At 65.4% G+C, this 20,755-nt stretch carries 20 protein-coding genes; 8 read left to right on the top strand and 12 right to left on the bottom strand.

Annotated features, from left to right (window positions below):
• From rimM to ffh, 3 genes are all read right to left on the bottom strand, one after another.
• Nucleotides 1-537 (bottom strand): ribosome maturation factor RimM, encoded by a 537-nt coding sequence (rimM, locus tag RND78_RS05135; RefSeq protein WP_153014257.1) that lies wholly within the window; start codon nt 535-537, stop codon nt 1-3.
• Between the two features lie 5 nt (nt 538-542).
• A complete protein-coding gene (gene rpsP / locus RND78_RS05140) occupies nt 543-791 on the bottom strand; it encodes a 30S ribosomal protein S16 (protein WP_059230136.1) in 249 nt (82 codons plus the stop codon).
• Between the two features lie 249 nt (nt 792-1,040).
• Nucleotides 1,041-2,420, bottom strand: a complete 1,380-nt coding sequence (gene ffh, locus RND78_RS05145; protein ID WP_312726617.1) for a signal recognition particle protein — start codon at nt 2,418-2,420, stop codon at nt 1,041-1,043.
• Nucleotides 2,421-2,556: 136 nt separating this feature from the next.
• On the opposite strand from ffh, the gene RND78_RS05150 reads away from it, so the two are divergent.
• Together RND78_RS05150 and RND78_RS05155 are read left to right on the top strand one after the other, a co-directional pair.
• Nucleotides 2,557-3,357 carry a cytochrome c biogenesis protein CcsA gene (locus RND78_RS05150; RefSeq protein ID WP_312726618.1) on the top strand — a complete coding sequence of 267 codons (801 nt, stop codon included), beginning with the start codon at nt 2,557-2,559 and terminating at the stop codon, nt 3,355-3,357.
• Nucleotides 3,358-3,545: 188 nt separating this feature from the next.
• Nucleotides 3,546-4,850, top strand: a complete 1,305-nt coding sequence (locus RND78_RS05155; RefSeq protein ID WP_312726619.1) for an MFS transporter — start codon at nt 3,546-3,548, stop codon at nt 4,848-4,850.
• Between the two features lie 60 nt (nt 4,851-4,910).
• Here the strand turns inward: RND78_RS05155 and purT are convergent, their stop codons facing one another.
• From purT to RND78_RS05170, 3 genes are all read right to left on the bottom strand, one after another.
• Nucleotides 4,911-6,092 carry a formate-dependent phosphoribosylglycinamide formyltransferase gene (gene purT / locus RND78_RS05160; RefSeq protein WP_312726621.1) on the bottom strand — a complete coding sequence of 394 codons (1,182 nt, stop codon included), beginning with the start codon at nt 6,090-6,092 and terminating at the stop codon, nt 4,911-4,913.
• 21 nt (nt 6,093-6,113) lie between these two features.
• On the bottom strand, nt 6,114-6,311 hold the full coding sequence (locus RND78_RS05165; RefSeq protein WP_312726622.1) for a DUF1289 domain-containing protein: 198 nt from the start codon (nt 6,309-6,311) through the stop codon (nt 6,114-6,116).
• Between the two features lie 78 nt (nt 6,312-6,389).
• A complete protein-coding gene (locus RND78_RS05170; RefSeq protein ID WP_312726623.1) occupies nt 6,390-6,977 on the bottom strand; it encodes a CoA pyrophosphatase in 588 nt (195 codons plus the stop codon).
• A gap of 139 nt (nt 6,978-7,116) precedes the next feature.
• Here RND78_RS05170 and RND78_RS05175 point away from each other — a divergent pair, with 139 nt between their 5' ends.
• Nucleotides 7,117-7,671: an NUDIX hydrolase gene (locus tag RND78_RS05175; protein ID WP_312726624.1), complete on the top strand. Its 555-nt coding sequence runs from the start codon at nt 7,117-7,119 to the stop codon at nt 7,669-7,671.
• An 86-nt stretch (nt 7,672-7,757) separates the two neighbouring features.
• Entirely contained in the window at nt 7,758-8,231 is a 474-nt protein-coding gene (locus RND78_RS05180) for a murein L,D-transpeptidase family protein (RefSeq protein WP_409457023.1), read from the top strand.
• Between the two features lie 163 nt (nt 8,232-8,394).
• Here RND78_RS05180 and RND78_RS05185 read toward each other — a convergent pair whose 3' ends face one another.
• From RND78_RS05185 to RND78_RS05200, 4 genes are read right to left on the bottom strand one after another with little or no spacing between them, the layout of a single operon-like run.
• Nucleotides 8,395-9,549, bottom strand: coding sequence for an ABC transporter ATP-binding protein (locus RND78_RS05185; RefSeq protein ID WP_312726626.1), 1,155 nt, complete (start codon nt 9,547-9,549; stop codon nt 8,395-8,397).
• A 10-nt stretch (nt 9,550-9,559) separates the two neighbouring features.
• Nucleotides 9,560-10,219, bottom strand: coding sequence for an ABC transporter permease (locus RND78_RS05190; protein WP_312726627.1), 660 nt, complete (start codon nt 10,217-10,219; stop codon nt 9,560-9,562).
• 3 nt (nt 10,220-10,222) lie between these two features.
• A complete protein-coding gene (locus RND78_RS05195; protein WP_312726628.1) occupies nt 10,223-11,125 on the bottom strand; it encodes a glycine betaine ABC transporter substrate-binding protein in 903 nt (300 codons plus the stop codon).
• Nucleotides 11,126-11,134: 9 nt separating this feature from the next.
• Nucleotides 11,135-11,845 carry an ABC transporter permease gene (locus tag RND78_RS05200; protein ID WP_312726629.1) on the bottom strand — a complete coding sequence of 237 codons (711 nt, stop codon included), beginning with the start codon at nt 11,843-11,845 and terminating at the stop codon, nt 11,135-11,137.
• Between the two features lie 721 nt (nt 11,846-12,566).
• Between RND78_RS05200 and RND78_RS05205 the strand changes: the two genes are divergently transcribed.
• From RND78_RS05205 to RND78_RS05215, 3 genes are all read left to right on the top strand, one after another.
• Complete coding sequence (locus tag RND78_RS05205) at nt 12,567-12,758, top strand: hypothetical protein (protein WP_295468018.1); 192 nt, start codon at nt 12,567-12,569, stop codon at nt 12,756-12,758.
• Between the two features lie 311 nt (nt 12,759-13,069).
• A complete protein-coding gene (locus RND78_RS05210) occupies nt 13,070-14,116 on the top strand; it encodes a glycoside hydrolase family 5 protein (protein WP_312726630.1) in 1,047 nt (348 codons plus the stop codon).
• A gap of 300 nt (nt 14,117-14,416) precedes the next feature.
• Entirely contained in the window at nt 14,417-15,592 is a 1,176-nt protein-coding gene (locus RND78_RS05215; protein ID WP_312726631.1) for an acyltransferase, read from the top strand.
• Nucleotides 15,593-15,782: 190 nt separating this feature from the next.
• Here RND78_RS05215 and RND78_RS05220 read toward each other — a convergent pair whose 3' ends face one another.
• A complete protein-coding gene (locus RND78_RS05220; RefSeq protein WP_312726632.1) occupies nt 15,783-17,417 on the bottom strand; it encodes an acyl-CoA dehydrogenase family protein in 1,635 nt (544 codons plus the stop codon).
• 97 nt (nt 17,418-17,514) lie between these two features.
• On the opposite strand from RND78_RS05220, the gene RND78_RS05225 reads away from it, so the two are divergent.
• Complete coding sequence (locus tag RND78_RS05225; RefSeq protein WP_312726634.1) at nt 17,515-19,098, top strand: peptide chain release factor 3; 1,584 nt, start codon at nt 17,515-17,517, stop codon at nt 19,096-19,098.
• Nucleotides 19,099-19,166: 68 nt separating this feature from the next.
• Here the strand turns inward: RND78_RS05225 and rmuC are convergent, their stop codons facing one another.
• Nucleotides 19,167-20,750: a DNA recombination protein RmuC gene (rmuC, locus tag RND78_RS05230; protein ID WP_312726635.1), complete on the bottom strand. Its 1,584-nt coding sequence runs from the start codon at nt 20,748-20,750 to the stop codon at nt 19,167-19,169.
• Between the last annotated feature and the right edge of the window lie 5 nt (nt 20,751-20,755).

Raw genomic sequence — 20,755 nt, forward strand, 5'->3', positions numbered from 1 at the left:
TTAGAAATCCGCGTCCCAGTCGACCTGCATCTCACCCTTGGCCAGATCCACCGCCAGTACGTACTGGTCGGGCAGATAGGGCAACAGACGCTCACGATCGTCGAGGCTGCCAGCACAGGGCTTGACCAGCATGACGTCGTTGGCCCCGGTCTCCAGCAGATGATCCACCACACCCAGCCACTGGCCTTCGCGATTGATCACCTTGAGACCTTCCAACTGATGCCAGTAGTAATCACCAGCGCCCAGCTGGGGCAATTCACTGCGCGGCACGCAGATCTCGAAACCAGCCATGAGGCGGGCTTCTTCGCGATCGTCCAGGCCCTGCAGACGAACCGTCAGGACCTTGCCGTGCAACCGACCGCCGAGCACCTTGACCTGCCGGGTCTCGCCTTCGCGCCGCAGCGTCCAGGTCCGATAGTCCAGCAGATTGTCGAGCGGGTCGGTAAAGGAGTAGATCTTGAGCTCACCGCGTACGCCGAAGACCGAAACTATCTTGCCCAGGACCACCAGGTCGGGGGCGGAGGTCGGCGTACTCATGATCTTCAGGCGGTAGCCTGAGCGCTCTTGAGCAGCTGAGCGACGCGCTCGGACGGCTGGGCGCCCTGCGACAGCCAGTAGTTGGCACGCTCTTGGTCCACCGACAGACGAACTTCGGCGCCGCTGGCGATCGGGTTGAAGAAACCGATGCGCTCGACGAAGCGACCATCACGCGCATTGCGGCTGTTGGTCACGGTCAGGTGGTAGAAGGGGCGCTTCTTGGAGCCGCCACGGGCTAGACGGATGGTTACCATTGAACTTCGTTCCTGTAGTCGGTGCTTGTAACTGTGGGCACACTGGGCCACATGGCCCGAAAGGCCGCATATTCTAAGGGCTGCCACCCGGTTTGCCAATGGCTTTCGACGGCACCAGGGGCAATGGGACGAACCGCGAGCTGGCGCGCCTGCGCCAAGCCGCTCGCGAAGGCGCATCAACGCTGGCGTCGACGCGCTGCGCAGCCTCTTAATGGGTGCCGACCATCTGGCGACGGGCGGCACCCGGGATCACATCTTGGGCATGCCACCACCGGGGAACATGCTGCCCATGCCCCGCATCATCTTGGCCATGCCGCCCTTGGCGGTGACCTTCTTCATCATCTTCTGCATCTGCTTGTGCTGCTTGATGAGGCGGCCGACGTCCTGGACCTGGGTACCGGAACCCAGGGCGATACGCTTCTTGCGCGAACCGCTGATCAGCTCCGGATCGCGGCGTTCGGCCGGGGTCATGGAGTCGATGATGGCCTCCATCTGCTTGAAGTGCTTCTCGGCGGCGCCCTGGGCATTGCCCATCTGCTGGATGTTCATGCCCCCCATCATGGTCGGCAGCTTGTCCATCAGCGAGCCCAGGCCACCCATGTTCTTCATCTGGCGCAGCTGGTCGCGGAAGTCTTCGAGGTCGAAGCCCTTGCCCTTCTTGAGCTTCCTGGCCAGCTTGTCGGCCTTCTCGCGATCCAGGGTCTGCTCGGCCTGCTCGATCAGCGAGAGGACATCGCCCATGCCGAGGATGCGCGAGGCGACACGGTCCGGGTGGAAGGGGTCGAGGGCTTCGCTCTTCTCGCCCATGCCGATGAACTTGATCGGCTTGCCGGTGATGTGGCGGACCGACAGGGCGGCACCACCACGGGCGTCGCCGTCGACCTTGGTCAGGATCACGCCGGTGAGCGGCAGGGCGTCGTTGAAGGCCTTGGCGGTGTTGGCGGCGTCCTGGCCGGTCATGGCGTCGACCACGAACAGGGTCTCGGCCGGCTTGGTGGCGGCATGGACCTGCTGGATCTCCGCCATCATCTCGCTGTCGATGTGCAGGCGACCGGCGGTGTCGACGATGACCACGTCGATGAACTTGAGCTTGGCTTCGCGGATGGCGGCCTGGGCGATGTCCACCGGCTTCTGGCTGAGATCGGAGGGGAAGAAGGTGACCCCCACCTCCCCGGCCAGGGTTTCCAGCTGCTTGATGGCGGCCGGGCGGTAGACGTCGGCGGAGACGACCATGACGGTCTTCTTCTTGCGCTCCTTGAGGAAGCGCGCCAGCTTGCCCGCGGTGGTGGTCTTGCCCGCGCCCTGCAGGCCGGCCATGAGGATGACCGCCGGCGGCGCCACGTTGAGCGCCAGGTCTTCGTTGGCTGCGCCCATGATGGCTTCGAGTTCGGCGCGGACGATCTTCACGAAGGCCTGGCCCGGGGTCAGGCTCTTGGACACCTCGGTGCCGACCGCTCGCTCCTTGACCCGGTTGACGAATTCCTTGACCACCGGCAGGGCGACGTCCGCCTCGAGCAGCGCCATGCGCACCTCGCGCAGGGTGTCCTTGATGTTGTCTTCGGTGAGCTTGGCCTTGCCGGTAATGTGGCGCAGGCTTTGTGACAGGCGGTCTGTGAGATTCTCGAACATGCGGACATCCAGGGCAGAAACGGCGGCTGACCGCCGAGTATAGCGAAGACCGCCAGGCCAGGGTATCCGCCAGGCTTTCTGTGCCGGCCGGTCTGTGCCACACTCGCCTGCTTTCCGCTTTGCTGAAACCGGACCCATGCACGCCCTGCTGCCCACCCTCCTGGCCGCCGTCCTGTACCTCGCCGCGACCCTCTACCAGGGCAGTTGCCTGCTGCGCAAGCGGCCTTCGAACAAGCCGCTGGTCCTGGGTGCCGGCATCCTGGCCCTGCTGCCCCACGCCCTGGCCGTCTATCTGCAACTGATCCTCGAACCGACCCTGAGTCTGGATTTCTTCGACGCCTCGAGCCTGATCTCGGCGACCGCCATCGCGCTGATGCTGATCGGCTGCCTGCGCATGCCGTTGCAACCCCTGCTGGTGCTGGTCTATCCCCTCGGCGCGGTGACCGCGCTGCTGGCGGAATTCGTGCCGCCCGGCACGGTAGCGCCGCTGGACGTCTCGCCGAGGATCGTGGTGCACGTGTTGCTGTCGATCATCGCCTATGGTCTCTTCACCCTGGCGGTGCTGCAGTCGCTACTGTTGCTGATCCAGGATCGCCAGCTCAAGCGCAAGCACCCCTCCGGCCTGATCCGCAGCTTCCCGCCGCTGCAGACCATGGAAAGCCTGCTGTTCGGCTTCCTCTGGGCCGGCTGGGTGGTGCTGTCGCTGTCGCTGATTTCCGGCTGGTTCTTCGTCGAGGACATGTTCGCCCAGCACCTGGTGCACAAGACGGTGCTCTCCTGCATCGCCTGGGTGGTCTTCGGCATCCTGCTGTGGGGCCGCAACCGCCTGGGCTGGCGTGGCCACCGGGCGATCCGCTGGACGCTGCTGGGCTTCATCCTGCTGATGTTGGCCTACTTCGGCAGCAAGCTGGTGCGGGAATTCATCCTGCATCGTTGACAGTCGTCATTCCACTACCTGCATAATCCGGCGACCGAACCACGTTCGGCGCGTCCCGGCCAACAGCCACGCCGCGCCCGGCACGTCATAATCAGGTCGTCCCGCCCGTCCCCATCCTCGGACAACCGCCGCCCCACCGGGCCGCTCCGGCAGACGCCTCTACAAGAACGACTGCCCGGTACCCCTGCATGTCCACGACCGCTGCCGCCTTCGATGCGCCCACCTCCGTGCCGCGCAATTCTCCTACCCGCGTGGCCACCGCCAGCTTCATCGGCACCGCCATCGAGTTCTACGATTTCTACGTCTACGCCACCGCCGCCGCCCTGGTGATCGGCCCGGTGTTCTTCCCCCAGGGCTCGGGCGTGGCCCAGACCCTGAGCGCCTTCATCACTTTCGGCATCGCCTTCCTGGCGCGCCCACTGGGTTCGCTGCTGTTCGGCCACTTCGGCGATCGCATCGGCCGCAAGTCCACCCTGGTGGCTTCGCTGTTGCTGATGGGCATCTCCACCACCCTGATCGGCCTGCTGCCCGGCTATGCCAGCATCGGCGTCTGGGCGCCCGTCCTGCTCTGCCTGCTGAGATTCGGCCAAGGCCTGGGACTGGGCGGTGAATGGGGTGGTGCGGCGCTGCTGGCTACCGAGAATGCCCCTCCCGGCAAGCGCGCCTGGTTCGGCATGTTTCCCCAGCTCGGTCCCTCCATCGGCTTCCTGCTGGCCAATGGGCTGTTCCTCGCCCTGGCGCTGCTGCTGGACGATGAGCAATTCCGTGCCTGGGGCTGGCGTATTCCCTTCCTGCTCAGCGCCCTGCTGGTGGTGGTCGGCCTGTACGTGCGATTGTCGCTGCACGAGACGCCGGTGTTCGCCGAGGCCATGGCCCGCCGCGAGAAGCTGCGCCTGCCCATGGCCGAGACCTTCGGCAAGCACGGCAAGGCGGTGCTGCTGGGCGCCCTGAGCATGGTGGTGTGCTACGCCCTCTTCTATATCTCCACGGTATTCTCGCTGAGCTACGGGGTGAAGAACCTGGGCTACAGCCGCCAGGAATTCCTCGGCCTGCTCTGCGTGGCCGTACTGTTCATGGCCTTGGCCACACCGCTGTCGGCCTGGCTGGCCGATCGCTTCGGGCGCAAGCCGGTGCTGGCGGCCAGTGCCGTGGCGGCGCTGTTGTCGGGCTTCGCCATGGAGCCGCTGCTGACCCACGGCTCGAGCCAAGCGGTCGGCCTGTTCCTGGCCCTGGAGCTGTTTCTCATGGGCATGACCTTCGGCCCCATGGGCGCCCTGCTGCCGGAGATCTTCCCGACCCGGGTGCGCTACACCGGCGCCTCGGCGGCCTACAACCTGGGCGGTATTCTCGGCGCCTCCCTGGCCCCCTATGCCGCGCAGCAACTGGTGGAAGCCGGTGGCTTGAGCTGGGTGGGCGGCTATGTCTCGGCGGCGGCGGCCATCAGCCTGGTGGCGGTGCTGTGCCTGCGCGAAACCCGAGATCAGTCGCTGTAGATTGTTCAGCGCATGAAAAAAGGGCCCCGCGGGGCCCCTTTGCGTGGTGCGCAGACGACGTTACAGCTCGACCTTCACTGCCTGGGAAGCACGCACGGCCTTGGCGCGCGCGGCTTCGATGCTTTCGTCGCGCGCCAGGGCTACGCCCATGCGGCGCTGTCCCTTGACCTCGGGCTTGCCGAACAGGCGCAGCGCGGTGTCGGGCTCGGCCAGGGCCGCGCCCAGGTTGGCGAAGGCGGTCTGGCGCGAGTCGCCGTCCACCAGGATCACCGCCGAGGCCGAAGGACCGAACTGGCGGACGGCCGGGATCGGCAGGCCGAGGATGGCGCGGGCATGCAGGGCGAATTCGGACAGGTCCTGGGAGATCAGGGTCACCAAGCCGGTGTCGTGGGGACGCGGCGAGACCTCGCTGAACCAGACCTGGTCGCCCTTGACGAACAGCTCCACGCCGAACAGACCACGGCCACCCAGGGCCTCGGTCACCGCGCGGGCGACCCGCTCGGACTCGGCCAGGGCCTTGTCGCTCATGGCCTGGGGCTGCCAGGATTCATGGTAGTCGCCCTTGACCTGGCGATGGCCGACCGGGGCGCAGAAGGAGGTGCCGCCGACATGGCGCACGGTCAGCAGGGTGATCTCGTAGTCGAAGTCGACGAAGCCCTCGACGATCACCCGCCCCTTGCCGGCGCGCCCGCCTTCCTGGGCGTACTGCCAGGCGGCCTGGAGTTCTTCGGCGCTGCGCAGCAGGCTCTGGCCCTTGCCCGAGGAGCTCATGATCGGCTTGACCACGCAGGGATAACCGAGCGCCTCGGCGGCGGCGGCGTAGTCTTCGTAGGTATCGGCGAAATGGTAGGGCGAGGTGGGCAGGCCCAGTTCCTCGGCCGCCAGGCGGCGGATGCCTTCGCGGTTCATGGTCAGTTGGGCCGCCCGCGCGGTGGGCACCACGGTGTAGCCCTCGCCTTCCAGCTCCACCAGGGTAGCGGTGGCGATGGCTTCGATTTCCGGCACGATGAAGTGCGGTTGCTCGCGCTCGATCACCGCGCGCAAGGCGGCGCCGTCGAGCATGTCGATGACGTGGCTGCGGTGGGCGACCTGCATGGCCGGGGCATCGGCGTAGCGATCCACGGCGATGACTTCGACGCCCAGGCGCTGCAATTCGATGACGACTTCCTTGCCCAGCTCGCCGGAGCCGCAGAGCAGCACGCGGGTGGCGCTGGGGGACAGGGGGGTACCGATACGGGGCATGACAGATCTCTCCGGCTGATGTCAGGTGAGGAAGGCCGCACCGCCCTCCCGGGCGCGCTCGTCGCAGCGCAGCAGCACCTCGCGGCGCTCGGCGTCGCTCATGGTCATCCAGCGGGTGATCTCGGCGGCGCTGCGTTGGCAACCGATGCAGATGTCCTGCTCGTCCAGGGCGCAAACGTGGACGCAGGGCGAACGCACGGGTGAATCGGCGGTGTTCATGCGGCTTCCCTCGAATGGCCGCGCATTGTGCCCGTTAATGCCCGCCTTGGCATGTGCCTTTACCTTGCCGTACCCGGCTCAACCGCGCCTGGGCGGTGCCTTGAGCACGATGTCGGCGTCGTACAGCAGGTTGACCAGTTCGACGATGATCACCGCGGTGAGGCCCCAGATGCGGTATTCGCCGTACTGGTAGCTGGGCACCTGCCAACGCAGGCCGTCGTGGTCGACCCTCAGGGTGTAGTCCGGCGGCACCTCGCAGAAGAACTGCAGCGGCACGGTGAAGACGGCGGCGATCTCGGCTTCGCTCGGAATGTACTCGAGCTGGTCGGGGATCAGGGCGACGATGGGGGTCACCGCCAGGCCGTAGCGAGACACCAACGGACTCAAGGGGGCGATCACCTCCACCAGACCCGGCGGCAGGCCGACCTCTTCCTCGGCCTCGCGCAGGGCAGTGGCGACCAGGTCGGCGTCTTCGGGATCGCGGCGACCGCCGGGTAGGGCCACCTCGCCGCCATGGGTGGAGAGGTTGCTGGCGCGTAGGGTGAGCAGCAACTCGGGATGCTCACCGCGGATGATGGGCACCAGTACCGCCGCCTCCTGATAGCTCTCGGTGCCACTCAGGGTACGGGGCTGGTAGTGACGCAGGCGCTGGAGCAACTCATCCACGCCGTGATTCTCCCTTGCTCATCGTATCCTCTGGATCATGGCACGGTCGCCCGGCAATCCCAAGTCCGACCATCAGCCCAGCCATCGCTTGCGGGCCCGGGAACCGCCCCGGCACACTGCAGCAAAACGAGGGTGAACCATGAAGCATTGCAATCACTGCAGCGGCCTGCTGGAAGAACGCATCCCCGCAGGAGACAACCGGATGCGCCTGGTCTGCAGCCAGTGCGGCGCGGTGCACTACCAGAACCCCCGCGTAGTGGCCGGCTGCCTGGCGACCTGGGAGGGCAAGGTCCTGCTCTGCCAACGCGCCATCGACCCGCGACGCGGCTATTGGACGCTGCCGGCGGGCTTCATGGAAAACGGCGAGACCACCACCGAAGCCGCCGCCCGCGAGACCTTCGAGGAGGCCGGCGCGGCAGTACAGGGCCTTACGCTCTACACCCTGTTCGACCTGCCGCACATCGACCAGATCTACATGCTGTTCCGCGGCGAACTGGTCGACGGGCGCTTCGGCGTCGGCGAGGAAAGCCTGGACGTGCGCCTTCTGGACGAAGCCGACATCCCCTGGTCGTCTCTGGCTTTTCCGACCATCAAGCGAACACTAGAATGCTTTTTCGCCGATCGCCGCCAGGGCGTCTTTCCGCTGCGCCATGAAGGCATGGCCCCAATGGTGGTCGCACCCAAGCCTGCCTGAGTTCTTCCGAGGATCTTCCCGACATGCGTCCGTTGCACCTGTTGTTGGCGCTCTGCTATGTGCTGTGCGGTTCCCTGCTTCCCCAGCTGGCCCAGGCCAGTACCAGCGTCACGGTGATCCGCCAGCCGGCCGCGCCACTGATCGACAAGGTGCTGGTGATCAAGTCGCGCAATCAGTTGCAGTTGCTCAGCGGCACTACCGTGATGAAGTCCTATCGCGTCTCGCTGGGCAAGAATCCCCGCGGACCCAAGTTGCGCGAGGGCGACCAGCGCACCCCGGAAGGCTTCTATTGGATCGATTGGCGCAAGACCAGCGACAAGTTCAACCTTGCCATGCACATCTCCTATCCCAATCGGGAAGATCTGGCGCGCGCCCACAAAGCCGGGGTACCGCCAGGTAGCATGATCATGCTGCACGGTACCCCCGTCGACGAGGAGTACCCGGAGTGGTACTTCAACACGCTGAACTGGACCAATGGCTGCATAGCCCTGACCAACCACGACATGCGTGAGATCTGGGGCCTGGTCAAGGACGGTACCCTGATCGAGATTCGCCCCTGAGAGCCTATTCAAAGGCTGCTGCGCGTCAGCCAAACCGCGTTGAAGAGGCCTTCGGAATGCTCATTTACCACTCGTAAACTCCGCCTCCTCAGGCCTCTTCGCCTTGTTTGGCTCTAGCTCGCGAGCCTTTGAACAGACTCTGAGCCGATAGGCTTCCCGCGCCCTACCCCGCCACCTGCTCCGCTGGCGAGACGATGCTGGTCTTGCCGCGCGACCGGCCGCTGCTCAGGTAGTCGGCGATGGATTCCTGGGTGACCTCGCCGAGGAAGTCGTTGTCGGCGCTGAGCACCGGCAGCCAGGAGCTGTTGAACTGGTACATGCGCGACAGCAGGATGCGCAGGTGCTCGTCGAAGGCCGCGGTGGCCTTGAACGGGGTGACGAAGGGCGCTACTGGCCCGCTCTGCCCACGCAGGTCGCGGCGACGAACGTAGCCAAGTCCCTTGTTGGCCGCATCGGTCACCACCAGGTAGCGGCGATCGTGCTCTTCCATCAACTCCACGGCATCGCCGATCAGGGTCTCGGCCTGGATCGACGGAGCGTTGTCGGCGGCATCCTCGGCACGGATCAGCAGCAGGCGCTTGAGGGTGCCGTCCTGGCCGACGAAGTTGCTGACGAACTCATCCTTGGGATGGGCCAGCAGGGTGTCCGGATGATCGAACTGTACCAGCCGGCCACCGCGGAATACGGCGATCTTGTCGCCCAGGCGGATGGCCTCGTCGATGTCGTGGCTGACCATGATCACCGTCTTGTTCAACGCCCGCTGCATCTGGAAGAACTCGTTCTGGATGGCGTCGCGGTTGATCGGGTCCACCGCGCCGAAGGGTTCGTCCATCAGCAGCAGCGGTGCCTCGGCGGCCAGGGCGCGAATCACCCCGATGCGCTGCTGCTGGCCACCGGACAGCTCGCGCGGATAGCGCGACAGGTACTGCTTGGGATCGAGCTGCACCATGCTCATCAGCTCGGTGGCGCGCTCGCGGCACTTTTTCTTGTCCCAGCCCAAGAGCTTGGGCACCACGGTGATGTTTTCCTCGATGGTCATGTTGGGGAACAGACCGATCTGCTGGATCACGTAGCCGATATGGCGCCGCAGCGTCACCTCGTCGATGCCGGTGGTGTCTTCGCCATTGATCAACACCCGCCCCGAGGTGGGCTCAATGAGGCGATTGATCATCTTCAGGGTGGTGGTCTTGCCGCAGCCGGAGGGGCCGAGGAAGACGCAGATCTGGCCCTCCTCCACGGTGAGGCTCACGGCGTCCACCGCGGTCACGTCCTTGCCGTGCTGCTTGAAGGTCTTGGTCAGGCGGTCGAGTTCGATCATCTGGGACTCCTTAATGGGCGTTGCGCAGGCCGCGCGGGGTAAGGCGGCGTTGCAGCCACTGCAGAACGAGGTCGGCGACGATGGCCAGCAGGCTGACCAGCACGGCGCCCACGATGAGGGTGGCCATGTCGCTGCGACTGATGGCGGTGAGGATGAGCACGCCCAGGCCACCGGCGCCGATGGTGGCGGCGATGGTCATGACGCCGATGTTCATTACCACGGCGGTGCGCACCCCGGCGAGGATCACCGGCAGGGCGATGGGCAGCTCGACCATGCGCAGGCGCTGCCAGAAGGTCATGCCGATGCCGGTGCCCGCCTCGCGGATACCCGGCTCGACATTGGTCAGCGCCAGGTAGGTGTTCCTCAGGATCGGCAGCAACGAATAGAGGAACACCGCGGTGATGGCCGGCAGCGGACCGAGGCCCTGGCCGAACTTGGAATAGAACGGCAGCAAGAGCCCGAACAGGGCGATGGAGGGCAGTGTCATGACCACCGTGGCCACCGCCTGCAGCGGTCCGGCCAGCGCCGGGTAGCGGGTCATGAGGATGCCCAGGGGCACGCCCACCAGGATCGCCAGGGTCACGGCGATGCCCACCAGGGTGATGTGCTGGCGGGTCAGTTCGAGAACCTGCAGCCAGTCGATGTGATGGAAGGAGGTGACGAAATCCATGGGTCATTGCCCTCCGCTTAGGGGATGCTGGGCGAGGAAGTCGCGGGCCACCTGGGCCGGCGTCTGCCGCTCGATGTCCACCTTGGCGTTGAGCTGGCGCATGGTGGCCTGGTCCAGGCTCTCGGCCAGGGGCCTCAGCAACTCGGCGAGATCCGGATGCTTGGCCAGATACCGGGCGTTCACTACCGGCGCGGCGGTGTAGTCGGGGAAGTAACCCTTGTCGTCTTCGAGCACCTTGAGCTCGAAGGCGTCCAGGCGGCCGTCAGTGGTGTAGACCAGGCCGGTGAACACCTGGCCGTTACGCAGGGCGGTGTAGACCAGGCCCGGGTCCATCTGGCGGATGTCGTCACGGGTGTAGGTTAGGCCATAGGCCTTGACCAGGCCGGCGAGGCCGTCGGAGCGGTTGGCGAATTCGATGTCCAGAGCGGTCAGGTGGCGCTTGCCGGCCTCGGCCTTGAGCAGCCGGGCCAGGTCGCTGATGGTGTTCAGCTCGGGATGCTGCCTGGCGACCTTCTCCGGCAGCGCCAAGGCGTAGGTGTTGTTGAAACGAGTCGGCGCCAGCCAAGCCAGACCGATCTTGGCGTCCAACTCCTTGACCCGCTGGTAGGAGGCGTCCTTGTCCAGTCGCTCGGTGACGTGGTTGTAAGCCACCAGCGAGGTACCGGTGTATTCCCAGGTGAGGTCGAGCTGGGCGTTCTTCACGCCGTTCCAGGCGATGGTACTGCCCAGGCCGCCGACGATCTCCGGCTGGTAGCCGTGCTTGGCCAGATACTGGCCGGTGAGCTCGGCGAGGATGGCCTGCTCGGTGAAGACCTTGGCACCGATGCGGATGGGATCGGCCTGGGCGCCATTGGCCAGGGCCAGGCCGAACCAGGCGGCGCCCAGGGCGATAAGCAACTTCTTCATCTCGTCTCCTTAGCGGGCCAGGCCGCGTTCCAGCCAGACGCGACTGGCGAGCAGCACCAGGCCATCGAGCAACAGCGCCAGCAGGGCGGTGGCCGCAGCGCCCAGCAGCAGCTGCGACTGGTTCTCCAGGGCGATGGCGGGAAAGATCAGACTGCCCAGGCTGTTGGCGCCGATGAGGAACACCAGCGGCGTGGTGCCGACATTGATCGCCAGGGCGACCCGCACGCCACCGATGATGATGGGTACCGCATTGGGCAGCTCCACCTTGGTCAGCACCTGGGTGGGCGTCATGCCGATGCCGGTGGCGGCCTCCTTGAGCGAGCCGGGCACGTTCCTCAGGCCCTCGTAGGTGTTGCGTACGATGGGCAGCAGCGAGGCAAGGAACAGCGCCAGGATCGCCGGGCCGTCGCCGATGCCGACGATGCCCAGGGCGATGGCCAGCACCGCGAGCGGCGGCACGGTATTGCCGATGTTGAACACCTGCATGAAGCGCTCGGCGCTGCGGTCGAAGCGCGGTCGACTGAGCACCACTCCGGCGGGAATCCCTACCAGCAGTGCCGCGATCATGGAAAGCGCTACCAGGTAGAGATGAGCCTGGAGATAGAACCAGAGGTCTGCGCGATAGGTACGCAGCGTATCCATACCGATCCAGTGCACCAGCAGTGCCAGGATCACCACTCCCACGGCCGTGCCGAGCAGGAGGGTCTTGAACTTCGCCATGTCAGACTCCTTCAACGAGCGGACAGGCCGTGTGCCTTCCAACTGCGGAACTCGCACCAAGGGCGAGGCGCACGACGGCTGCCCGGGTTCAGGGTCGAGACGCAGCGGGGCATGGAGGGATGCCGGCTGGACCAACGGGGTGATGCGGCTCTCGAGAGTCCGCAGCGCCCTTGGGTGTCCTCTACGCGGGTAGCGACATGGCACTTTGCCTCGACCGAAGTGATTGACGCCCATCGCGGTCGATAGTTCGCCAACTCCTTTTCAGGCTAACCCAATAGACTGGCTCAATGCCAACCCCGGTCAGGTATCCAAAGAGCTGACGAGCGACCAAGCACCCATGCCGACCTTCGATGACGAGGGCAATCGGTGGACTCCACGCCCTTACCGCCTTAGGTAGCAGCACGCAAACTTAATAGTCTCACTGCTATCCCCTTGGCACTGTCGACATGACATCCCTCACAAAAGGCCGGGACGGCCGTCTTCGTTTCGTGGAAGAGGACACAGGCCAGCTGACGTATGGTCATGGTTGAAACATCTTTCTGTGCGCCAGTGCGTCGCCGGCCTTTTGGCACCTCTCTATCATTCTGACGAGTGGCTGACGCGTCGAGGGATCATTCAGCCATCCCAAGGTCAATAGGTGGCCCAGTGATAGCACTCGATGCCGTTCCTGGTACCGCTATAACAACAGACTATTTAACGAGCTAACTTCAAAGGGAACGTTATGAATGACATGACGGCTTGTGCATCGTTGGACTCCGCTACCCTGTCTCCTGCCCCCGTCCTGCTGCTGCAACCCAAGGTGGAAAATTGGGTGGTGGTCTATGCCCACGGTGGCCTGATCACCGAATTCAGCGACGAGGCCTCGGCCCGCCGCGAAGCCGAGCAGTGGGCGGGCATCTGCCTGCGTCGCTGAGCACTGCCTCTGGATGATCTGCCCTGCGCCGTCACTGGACGGAAAGCCGTCGCAGGCAGCTCATCGACCGCTTCGATACGTCGGCGCCCGGCGTTCCGTAGCCACTCGGGCGCCCTCATGGCCATGCCCACTACCCTTCTTCGCTCCAACGCAGCTCGCAATTCCAGGGTCTTGGCAGGGCATTAACGCTGCCTGCCTCACCTTCTGGACACGACGACTGCAACTTCCTCGCGTCTATTCTGGCCTCATGAGCGAGTCGGGCAGCGCCTGCCCGCGATCACCGTCTTCCGTCACTGCCAGGGACCTTGCCGATGACGCTTCGCCTGAAATTCGCTTTCGCGCCTCTCGTCCTGCTATTCAGCCTCGGTACCGCATCGGCCGCACCTGCCGATACCCGGGACTTCCCCACCGACCTGGTCGGCCTGAACTTTTCCGGCGCCGGCTTCGCCCCCCATGTCCTGCCGGGCAAGCCCGGGACCAACTACTTCTTTCCCGATGCCGGCCACTATCGGCGCTGGGCGGCCAAGGGCATCCGGGTCATCCGCTTCCCGATCATCTGGGAGCGCCTGCAGCCCCGCCTCGGCGCGGACCTCGATCCAACCTACGCCAAGCTGATCGACCAGACGCTGGACAACGCCAAGCGCTACCGCATGCGCGTGGTGCTCGATCTGCACAACTACATGAGATACCGCGGCCAGGTCATCGGCAGCCCGGCCGTGCCCTACGAGGCCTATGCCGACGTGCTGCACCGCCTCGCCCAGCGCTGGCACCAGCATCCCGCGCTGGTCGCCTACGACATCATGAACGAGCCCCACGACGCGGTTGAGCAATGGCCGATCGCGGCCCAGCACGGCATCGACGCGGTGCGCCAGGTGGATCGCTCCCGGCCGATCCTGGTCGAGGGGAATGGCTGGTCCAGCAGCTACCTCTGGCCGCGTTACAACGCCAAGCTGCTCGAACTCAAGGATCCGGCGGACAACCTGATCTATTCCGCTCACGTCTATTTCGATAACGACGGTGGCGGCAAGTACCTCAAGAAGGACATGACCGACTTCGATCCGGACGTCGGTATCCGTCGCGTCGAGCCCTTCATCACCTGGCTCAAGCAGCATGGCAAGCGTGGCCATATCGGCGAATTCGGCGTGCCGGACAACGACCCGCGCTGGCTGGCGGCCATGGATCGGCTGCTGGCACGCCTGCGCCAGGAGTGCATCCCAGCGATGTACTGGGCCGCCGGTCCCAACTGGGGCGACTACACGCTGGCCATCGAGCCGGTGAATGGCAAACCACGCCCGCAATGGGCGGTGCTGCAGAAGTACGTCAAGCCGTCCGACTGCCAGACGCTGGGACCGCGCTGAGCGAAGCGCCGCCAGGCAAACAGGCGGCGCCTTCTTGCAGTTGTGCGACAACCGGTCCGAAAATTGGTGACTGCAATCACAAAAAGTCCTCGACATGGCAGGACTTGAAAGAACTCATGGGCTTTTGGCGATCAAAGTGTAACAGCAAGTAATAGTTCGACTATTGGAAGCCACTTGCGAAGCACAAGAGCCAGGATGCGATGTCACCCCTCATCTACCTTCTCGATACGCCATCCCTGTCGCCCTAGCGCTGGCGCTTCATCCGCTCGCCCTCCTTCGTCGTACCCGCAGGGAAGTCCCATGGAAAGATTCGTCGCTCTGGATAGCTTTCGCGGCCTGCTGGCCGTGGCGGTGGTCCTGTTCCACACCTATGTCGCCCAGGCCGCCTCGGAAAATCCGCTGATCGCCAACGCCTATCTATTCGTCGAGTTCTTCTTCGTGCTCAGCGGTTTCGTGCTGATGCACACCTATGAAACCCGTCTGCGCTCCCCGAACGACTACCGTGACTTCGCCATCGGCCGCTCGGCACGCATCCTGCCGCTGCATCTGGCCATGCTCGCGCTCTATGTGCTGCTCGAGAGCGGCCGCCTGTTGGCCGAGCGACTGGGCATCACCTTCAACGATCCAGCCTTCAGCGGCGCCACCGGTCCCGAACAGTTCCTGCCTAATGCGCTGTTGCTGCAGTCCTGGCTGGGCGAAGCCATCACCGGTTCGTTCAACTATCCGTCCTGGAGCATCAGCATCGAGTATTACCTCTACCTGGTCTTCGGCCTGCTGGTGCTCAAAGGCCAGGGTCACCACCGCCAATGGTTCCTGGTGATCGCCCTGCTGGCTTTCCTGCAGTTGCTGTTCCCCGTGCTGCCGCTGAAGACCGAGATCTTCCGTGGGCTGTCGTGCTTCTTCGGCGGCGCCTGCACCTATCGCCTTTATGTCTGGATCAAGACCCGCCATCCGGAGCAGTTCGGTGGCACCCTGCTGGAGGTGGCCTGCCTGATCGCCGCCACCGCGGTGATGACCTCGGATCTGCCGGTAGCCAAGAAAGGGGTGCTGGCCAGCCTGGTGTTCTGCTTCACCATCCTTACCTTCGCCTTCGAGCGTGGGCTGATTTCCAGCGTGCTGCACCATGGCATTTTCGTGCGCCTGGGCGTGCTCTCCTACTCGATCTATCTGGGCCATGCCGCGGTGGTCTTCGTGTTCAAGAGCGCCGTCATCGTGCTGGGCAAGCTGCTGCACCAGGACTTCACGGTGGTGGCCCCCTCCCACGACGTCCCGGTGCCCTTCATGATCCGCTACATCGCCACCGGCAGTCCGCTGCTGGACAACCTGCTGGTGCTGCTGGAGCTGGCCACGGTGCTCGCCCTGGCCTGCCTGACCCACAGGTACATCGAGATTCCCGGCATGGCCCTGGGCAAGCGCCTGGTGCGCCAGAGGCGCACACCGCCGCTGTGCGAGGGCAAGATCCAGCCGCAGCCCTAGTGGGGTGTTTCAGCAGTTGTCTACACAATGTTGGCGGCGCTTTTTCGGCCGCAGCGGCGGACCGTCCTGGCGGCGTTGCCACTCCTCGCCATAGCCCTGCCATGACTCGTCACGGCGCCTAGCCCAGTCGGAACGCCGAACCGCCCAAAAATCACTCGCCAATTCTTGCGAGAACCTTTGAAACACCACACTAGGCGAGCGCTCGCGCCACCAGTTCAGCCGTGGGCACACCGGGCGGCAGCGCGCCGTAGACCCGACCGGAGCCATCCTGCAGCCGGGTGGCGATGAAGGCCTCGGCGACTTGGGCATCGCCTTCCAGCAACAGCCGAGCCTGCAGCGCCAAGGCCAGGTCCTCGCAGAGCCGGCGCGCGGCCTCGGCAGGCGGTGTACCGGCGAGCGCCTGTCCCAGACGGGCCACCCGCGCCTCCAGCCGCGCGTCGCCGCTGCCGGCGAGCAGGCCGAGCACCGTCTCGCGCAACCCGGATTCGCGCTCCAGGGCGCGCAGGACGTCCAGGCACTGGACGTTACCCGAGCCTTCCCAGATGGAATTCACCGGGGCTTCGCGATACAGCCGTGGCAGGTTGCCGTCCTCGATGTAGCCGGCACCACCCAGGCACTCGGCCGCCTCGTTGATGAAGGCCGGGGCGCGCTTGCAGACCCAGAACTTGCCCACCGCGGTGAATAGCCGCAGCAACTGGCGCTCGCGCGCGTCCGCCGGCCGCTCCAGGGCCTGGGCCAGGCGCAGGGCGAGCACCAGGGCCGCCTCGCTCTCCAGCGCCAGGTCGGCCAGCACGGCGGTCATCAGCGGCTGCGCCACCAGTGGCCGGCCGCCCACCTGGCGATGGCGGCAGTGGTGCACGGCCTGTGCTAGCGCCTGGCGCATCAGGGAGGCGGAACCCAGCAGGCAGTCGAAGCGGGTCAGGGCCACCATCTGCAACAGGGTGGCGATACCCCGGCCCTCCTCGCCCACCTGCCAGGCCAGGGCGCCACGAAATTCGATCTCGCAAGAGGCGTTGGCACGGTTGCCGAGCTTGTCCTTGAGGCGCTGGATGTGGAAGGAGTTCTTGCTGCCGTCGGGGCGGATACGCGGCAGCAGCAGGCAGGTCAGGCCTCCTTCGGTCTGCGCCAGGGTCAGCCAGCCGTCGCTCATGGGGGCCGAGCAGAACCACTTGTGGCCGAGCAACTCGTAGGCCCGCCCCTCGGCCATGTCGCCCAGGTAGCGGCCCTGGGTGGTGGTGGCACGCAGGTCGGTGCCACCCTGCTTCTCGGTCATGGCCATGCCCAGCAGGGCGCCGTCCTTCTGGGCCACCGGCAGCTCGCGCGGGTCGTAGGTTCGTGCCAGTACCTTGGGCAGCCAGAGCGCCGCGAGGGCCGGCGCCTGGCGCAGGGCGGCGACGCTGGCGTAGGTCATGGTCAGCGGGCAACTGCTGCCGGCTTCGGCCTGGTTGTGCAAATACATGAGCCCGGCACGCACCACCTGGGCACCGGGCCGCGGGTCGCTCCAGGGCGCGCTGGGAATACCGGCGTTCACCGCCGCGTCCAGCAACCCGTGCCAGGCGGGATGGAACTCCACCCGGTCGAGGCGCCGACCATAGCGGTCATGGCTGTGGAATTCCGGCGCCTGGCGATTGGCCTGGACGCCCAACGCCAGCAACGGGCCGCCCGCCATGACGCCATAGGCCTCCAGTTGCGCCGTGCCCCAGGCGCCACCGTAGCGCTCGATGCCGGCGATCAGGGCCGGGTCGCTCCGATAGAGAGAAGTACCTTCGAACGGCGGCGGCTGGTTGAACACCTCGTGGGTTTCGGCGGATTCGGACCAGAGCATGACGAGTTTCCCGAAGATGGCTGTCCCTTCATTCAAGCACGGCCTGCGGCCCTGCTATACTTCGCCCCCACTTTTTTCTCCACGCCCAGGTTCATCCATGACCACCCAGGCCGCCGAAGTCGCCAAGCGCCGTACCTTCGCCATCATCTCCCACCCCGACGCGGGCAAGACCACCATCACCGAGAAGCTGCTGCTGATGGGCCAGGCCATCGCCGTGGCGGGGACGGTGAAGTCGCGCAAATCCGACCGCCATGCGACTTCCGACTGGATGGAGATGGAAAAGCAGCGCGGCATCTCCATCACCACCTCGGTGATGCAGTTCCCCTACCGCGAGCACATGATCAACCTGCTCGACACCCCCGGCCACGAAGACTTCTCCGAAGACACCTACCGCACCCTGACCGCGGTGGACTCGGCGCTGATGGTGCTCGACGGCGGCAAGGGCGTCGAACCCCGGACCATCGCCCTGATGGATGTCTGCCGGCTGCGCGATACCCCCATCGTCAGCTTCATCAACAAGCTGGACCGTGACATCCGCGACCCCATCGAGCTGCTCGACGAGATCGAGGCGGTACTCAAGATCAAGGCCGCGCCCATCACCTGGCCGATCGGCAGCTATCGCGACTTCAAGGGCGTCTATCACCTCTCGGACGACCGCATCTACGTCTACACCCCCGGCCATGGTCACGAGCGCATCGCTACCAAGACCATCGACAAGCTGGACTCCGACGAGGCCCGCGCCCACCTGGGTGACCTCTACGAGAGATTCGTCGAGGAACTGGAACTGGTCCAGGGCGCCTGCCACGAATTCGATGGCGAGGCCTTCCTGCGCGGCGAGATGACCCCGGTGTTCTTCGGCACCGCCCTGGGTAACTTCGGCGTCGACCAGGTGCTCGACGCCGTGGTCGATTGGGCGCCCCGCCCGCTGTCGCGCGCCGCCCACGAGCGAGTGGTGGAACCCGTGGAGGAGAAGTTCTCCGGCTTCGTGTTCAAGATCCAGGCAAACATGGACCCCAAGCACCGCGACCGCATCGCCTTCATGCGCATCTGCTCGGGCAAGTACGAGAAGGGCATGAAGCTGCGCCACGTACGGATCAAGAAGGACCTGAAGATCGCCGACGCCCTGACCTTCTTCTCCAGCGAGCGCGAGCAGCTGGAAGAGGCCTGGGCCGGCGACATCATCGGCCTGCACAACCACGGGACCATCCAGATCGGCGACACCTTCACCGAAGGCGAGCAACTGGGCTTCACCGGTATCCCGCACTTCGCCCCGGAGCTGTTCCGCCGGGTGCGCCTGAAGGATCCGCTGAAATCCAAGCAGCTGCGCCAGGGCCTGCAGGAACTGGCCGAGGAAGGCGCCACCCAGGTGTTCTTCCCCGAGCGCAACAACGACATCGTGCTCGGCGCGGTGGGTGTGCTGCAGTTCGACGTGGTCGCCAGCCGCCTGAAGGAGGAATACAAGGTGGAGTGCGCCTACGAGGCCATCAACGTCTGGTCGGCGCGCTGGATCGAGTGCGACGACAAGAAGAAGCTCGAGGACTTCAAGACCAAGGCCTTCGAGAACCTGGCGGTGGATGGTGGCGGTCACCTCACCTACCTGGCGCCGACCCGGGTCAACCTGGCGCTGATGGAAGAGCGCTGGCCGGAGATCAAATTCCGCGCCACCCGCGAGCACCACTAAGCCTCACGCCCAGACCCGTGCACCTCGCGCCGGTCTGGGCACCGCCAGGCCGCCTGCCCCTCCCCAGCTCAGCCGTGGTCGGATGACTCGGCCGCGGTTTCCAACTCCACCACATTGAGCTCCAACTCCGCCCGCTCGGTCCACTGGCCATCCAGCTCGGTGCGGACCGCCACGCCCAGTTCCTTGAAGTCGGCCACCTGCTTGACCAGGTTGCCCGGCCCACCCACCAGTTGCCCGCAGGCCTTGCGATAGGCTTCGCCAGCCTTGTCCAGGCTCTTGCCGATGCCGTCCATGCTGCCGAGGAAGGTGCGCAGCTTGTCGTAGACCTTGGCGGCGCGCTCGGCCAGTTCCGCCGTGTGGCGATTCTGGTCTTCGAAACGCCAGAGCTGGCGGACGATGTTGAGGCTGGTGAGCAGGGTGGTCGGTGTCGCCACCAGTACGTTCTGCTCGATGGCGCGCTGGAACAGGCTTTCGTCGGCCTTGAGCGCCTCGACGAAGGCCGATTCGATGGGGATGAACAGGAAGACCATCTCCGGTGAATTCAGTCCTGGCAGGCTGAAGTATTCGCGGTCGGCCAGCTCGCGGATACGCTCGCCCACGGCACGCACGTGCTCGCCCAGGGCCAGGCGGCGCTCGCCGTCGTCCTCGCTGTTGACGTAGCGGGTATAGGCATTGAGCGACACCTTGGCGTCCACCACCAGGTGCTTTTTCTGCGGTAGATGGACCAGCACGTCCGGCCGACGGCGGCCGGTCTCAGTGGTGAAGCTGCGCTCGCGGACGAAATCGCGGCCCTCGCGCAGGCCGGAGCGCTCCAGCACGTTCTCCAGGATGAGTTCGCCCCAGTTGCCCTGGGCCTTCTTCTGGCCGCGCAGGGCGGTGGCCAGGTCATGGGCCTCCTGGGTGATCTGGCGATTGAGCTCCTTGAGGTCGAGCAGTTGCTGGCCAAGCGCGGCCTGCTGCTGGACGTCCTTGTGGTGGATGTCCTCGACCTTGGCGCGAAAGCCTTCGATCTGCTCGCGGAAGGGACGCAGCAGGGCATCCAGGGACTGCTGGCTGTGCTGGGCGAAGGCCTGGCCCTTGGCCTCGAAGATACGCCCGGCCAGTTGCTCGAATTCCAGCTTGAGTTGCTCGCGGCTCTCGCGCAGTAGCTGGTGCTGCGCCTGGAAGTGCTGTTCCTTCTGCTCCAGGGTGGTCTTGAGGGTGGCGTGCTCTTCGGCCAGGCGCGCATGGCGCTCCTGCACCTCGGCGTGCAGTTGCTGCTCGCGCTGCTGGCGCTCGCGCAGTTCGGCGAGTTGCTCCTGGATCCCCTGCAGTTGGGCGCGGGTGGCTTCGGCCAGGGCGTGCTGTTCGGCGGCCTGCAGTTGGGCCTGCCGGGTCTGCTGGCGCAGTTCAGCCTCCAGTTCCCGATTGGCCTCCAACTGGCGCTGCAGGGTAGCAGTGCGTTCGCGCTCGGCGCCCAGCTCCACCACCTGGCGACCGTTGGCCAGCTCGGCCCGTTGCAGGTCGTCGCGCAGCATGTCGTAGCGCTCGGCAGCGCTGTCGAGCTGTTGTTGCAGATAGCGCTGGCGCCCGGTCAGCCAGACGGCCGAACCGGCCCAGCCGGCCAGCAGCAACAGAGGAAGCACAAGGGAAACGAAAGGCAGGGAAGTCATGGCGC

The organism is Pseudomonas oryzihabitans (assembly GCF_032027545.1).
Taxonomy (GTDB): domain Bacteria; phylum Pseudomonadota; class Gammaproteobacteria; order Pseudomonadales; family Pseudomonadaceae; genus Chryseomonas; species Chryseomonas oryzihabitans_F.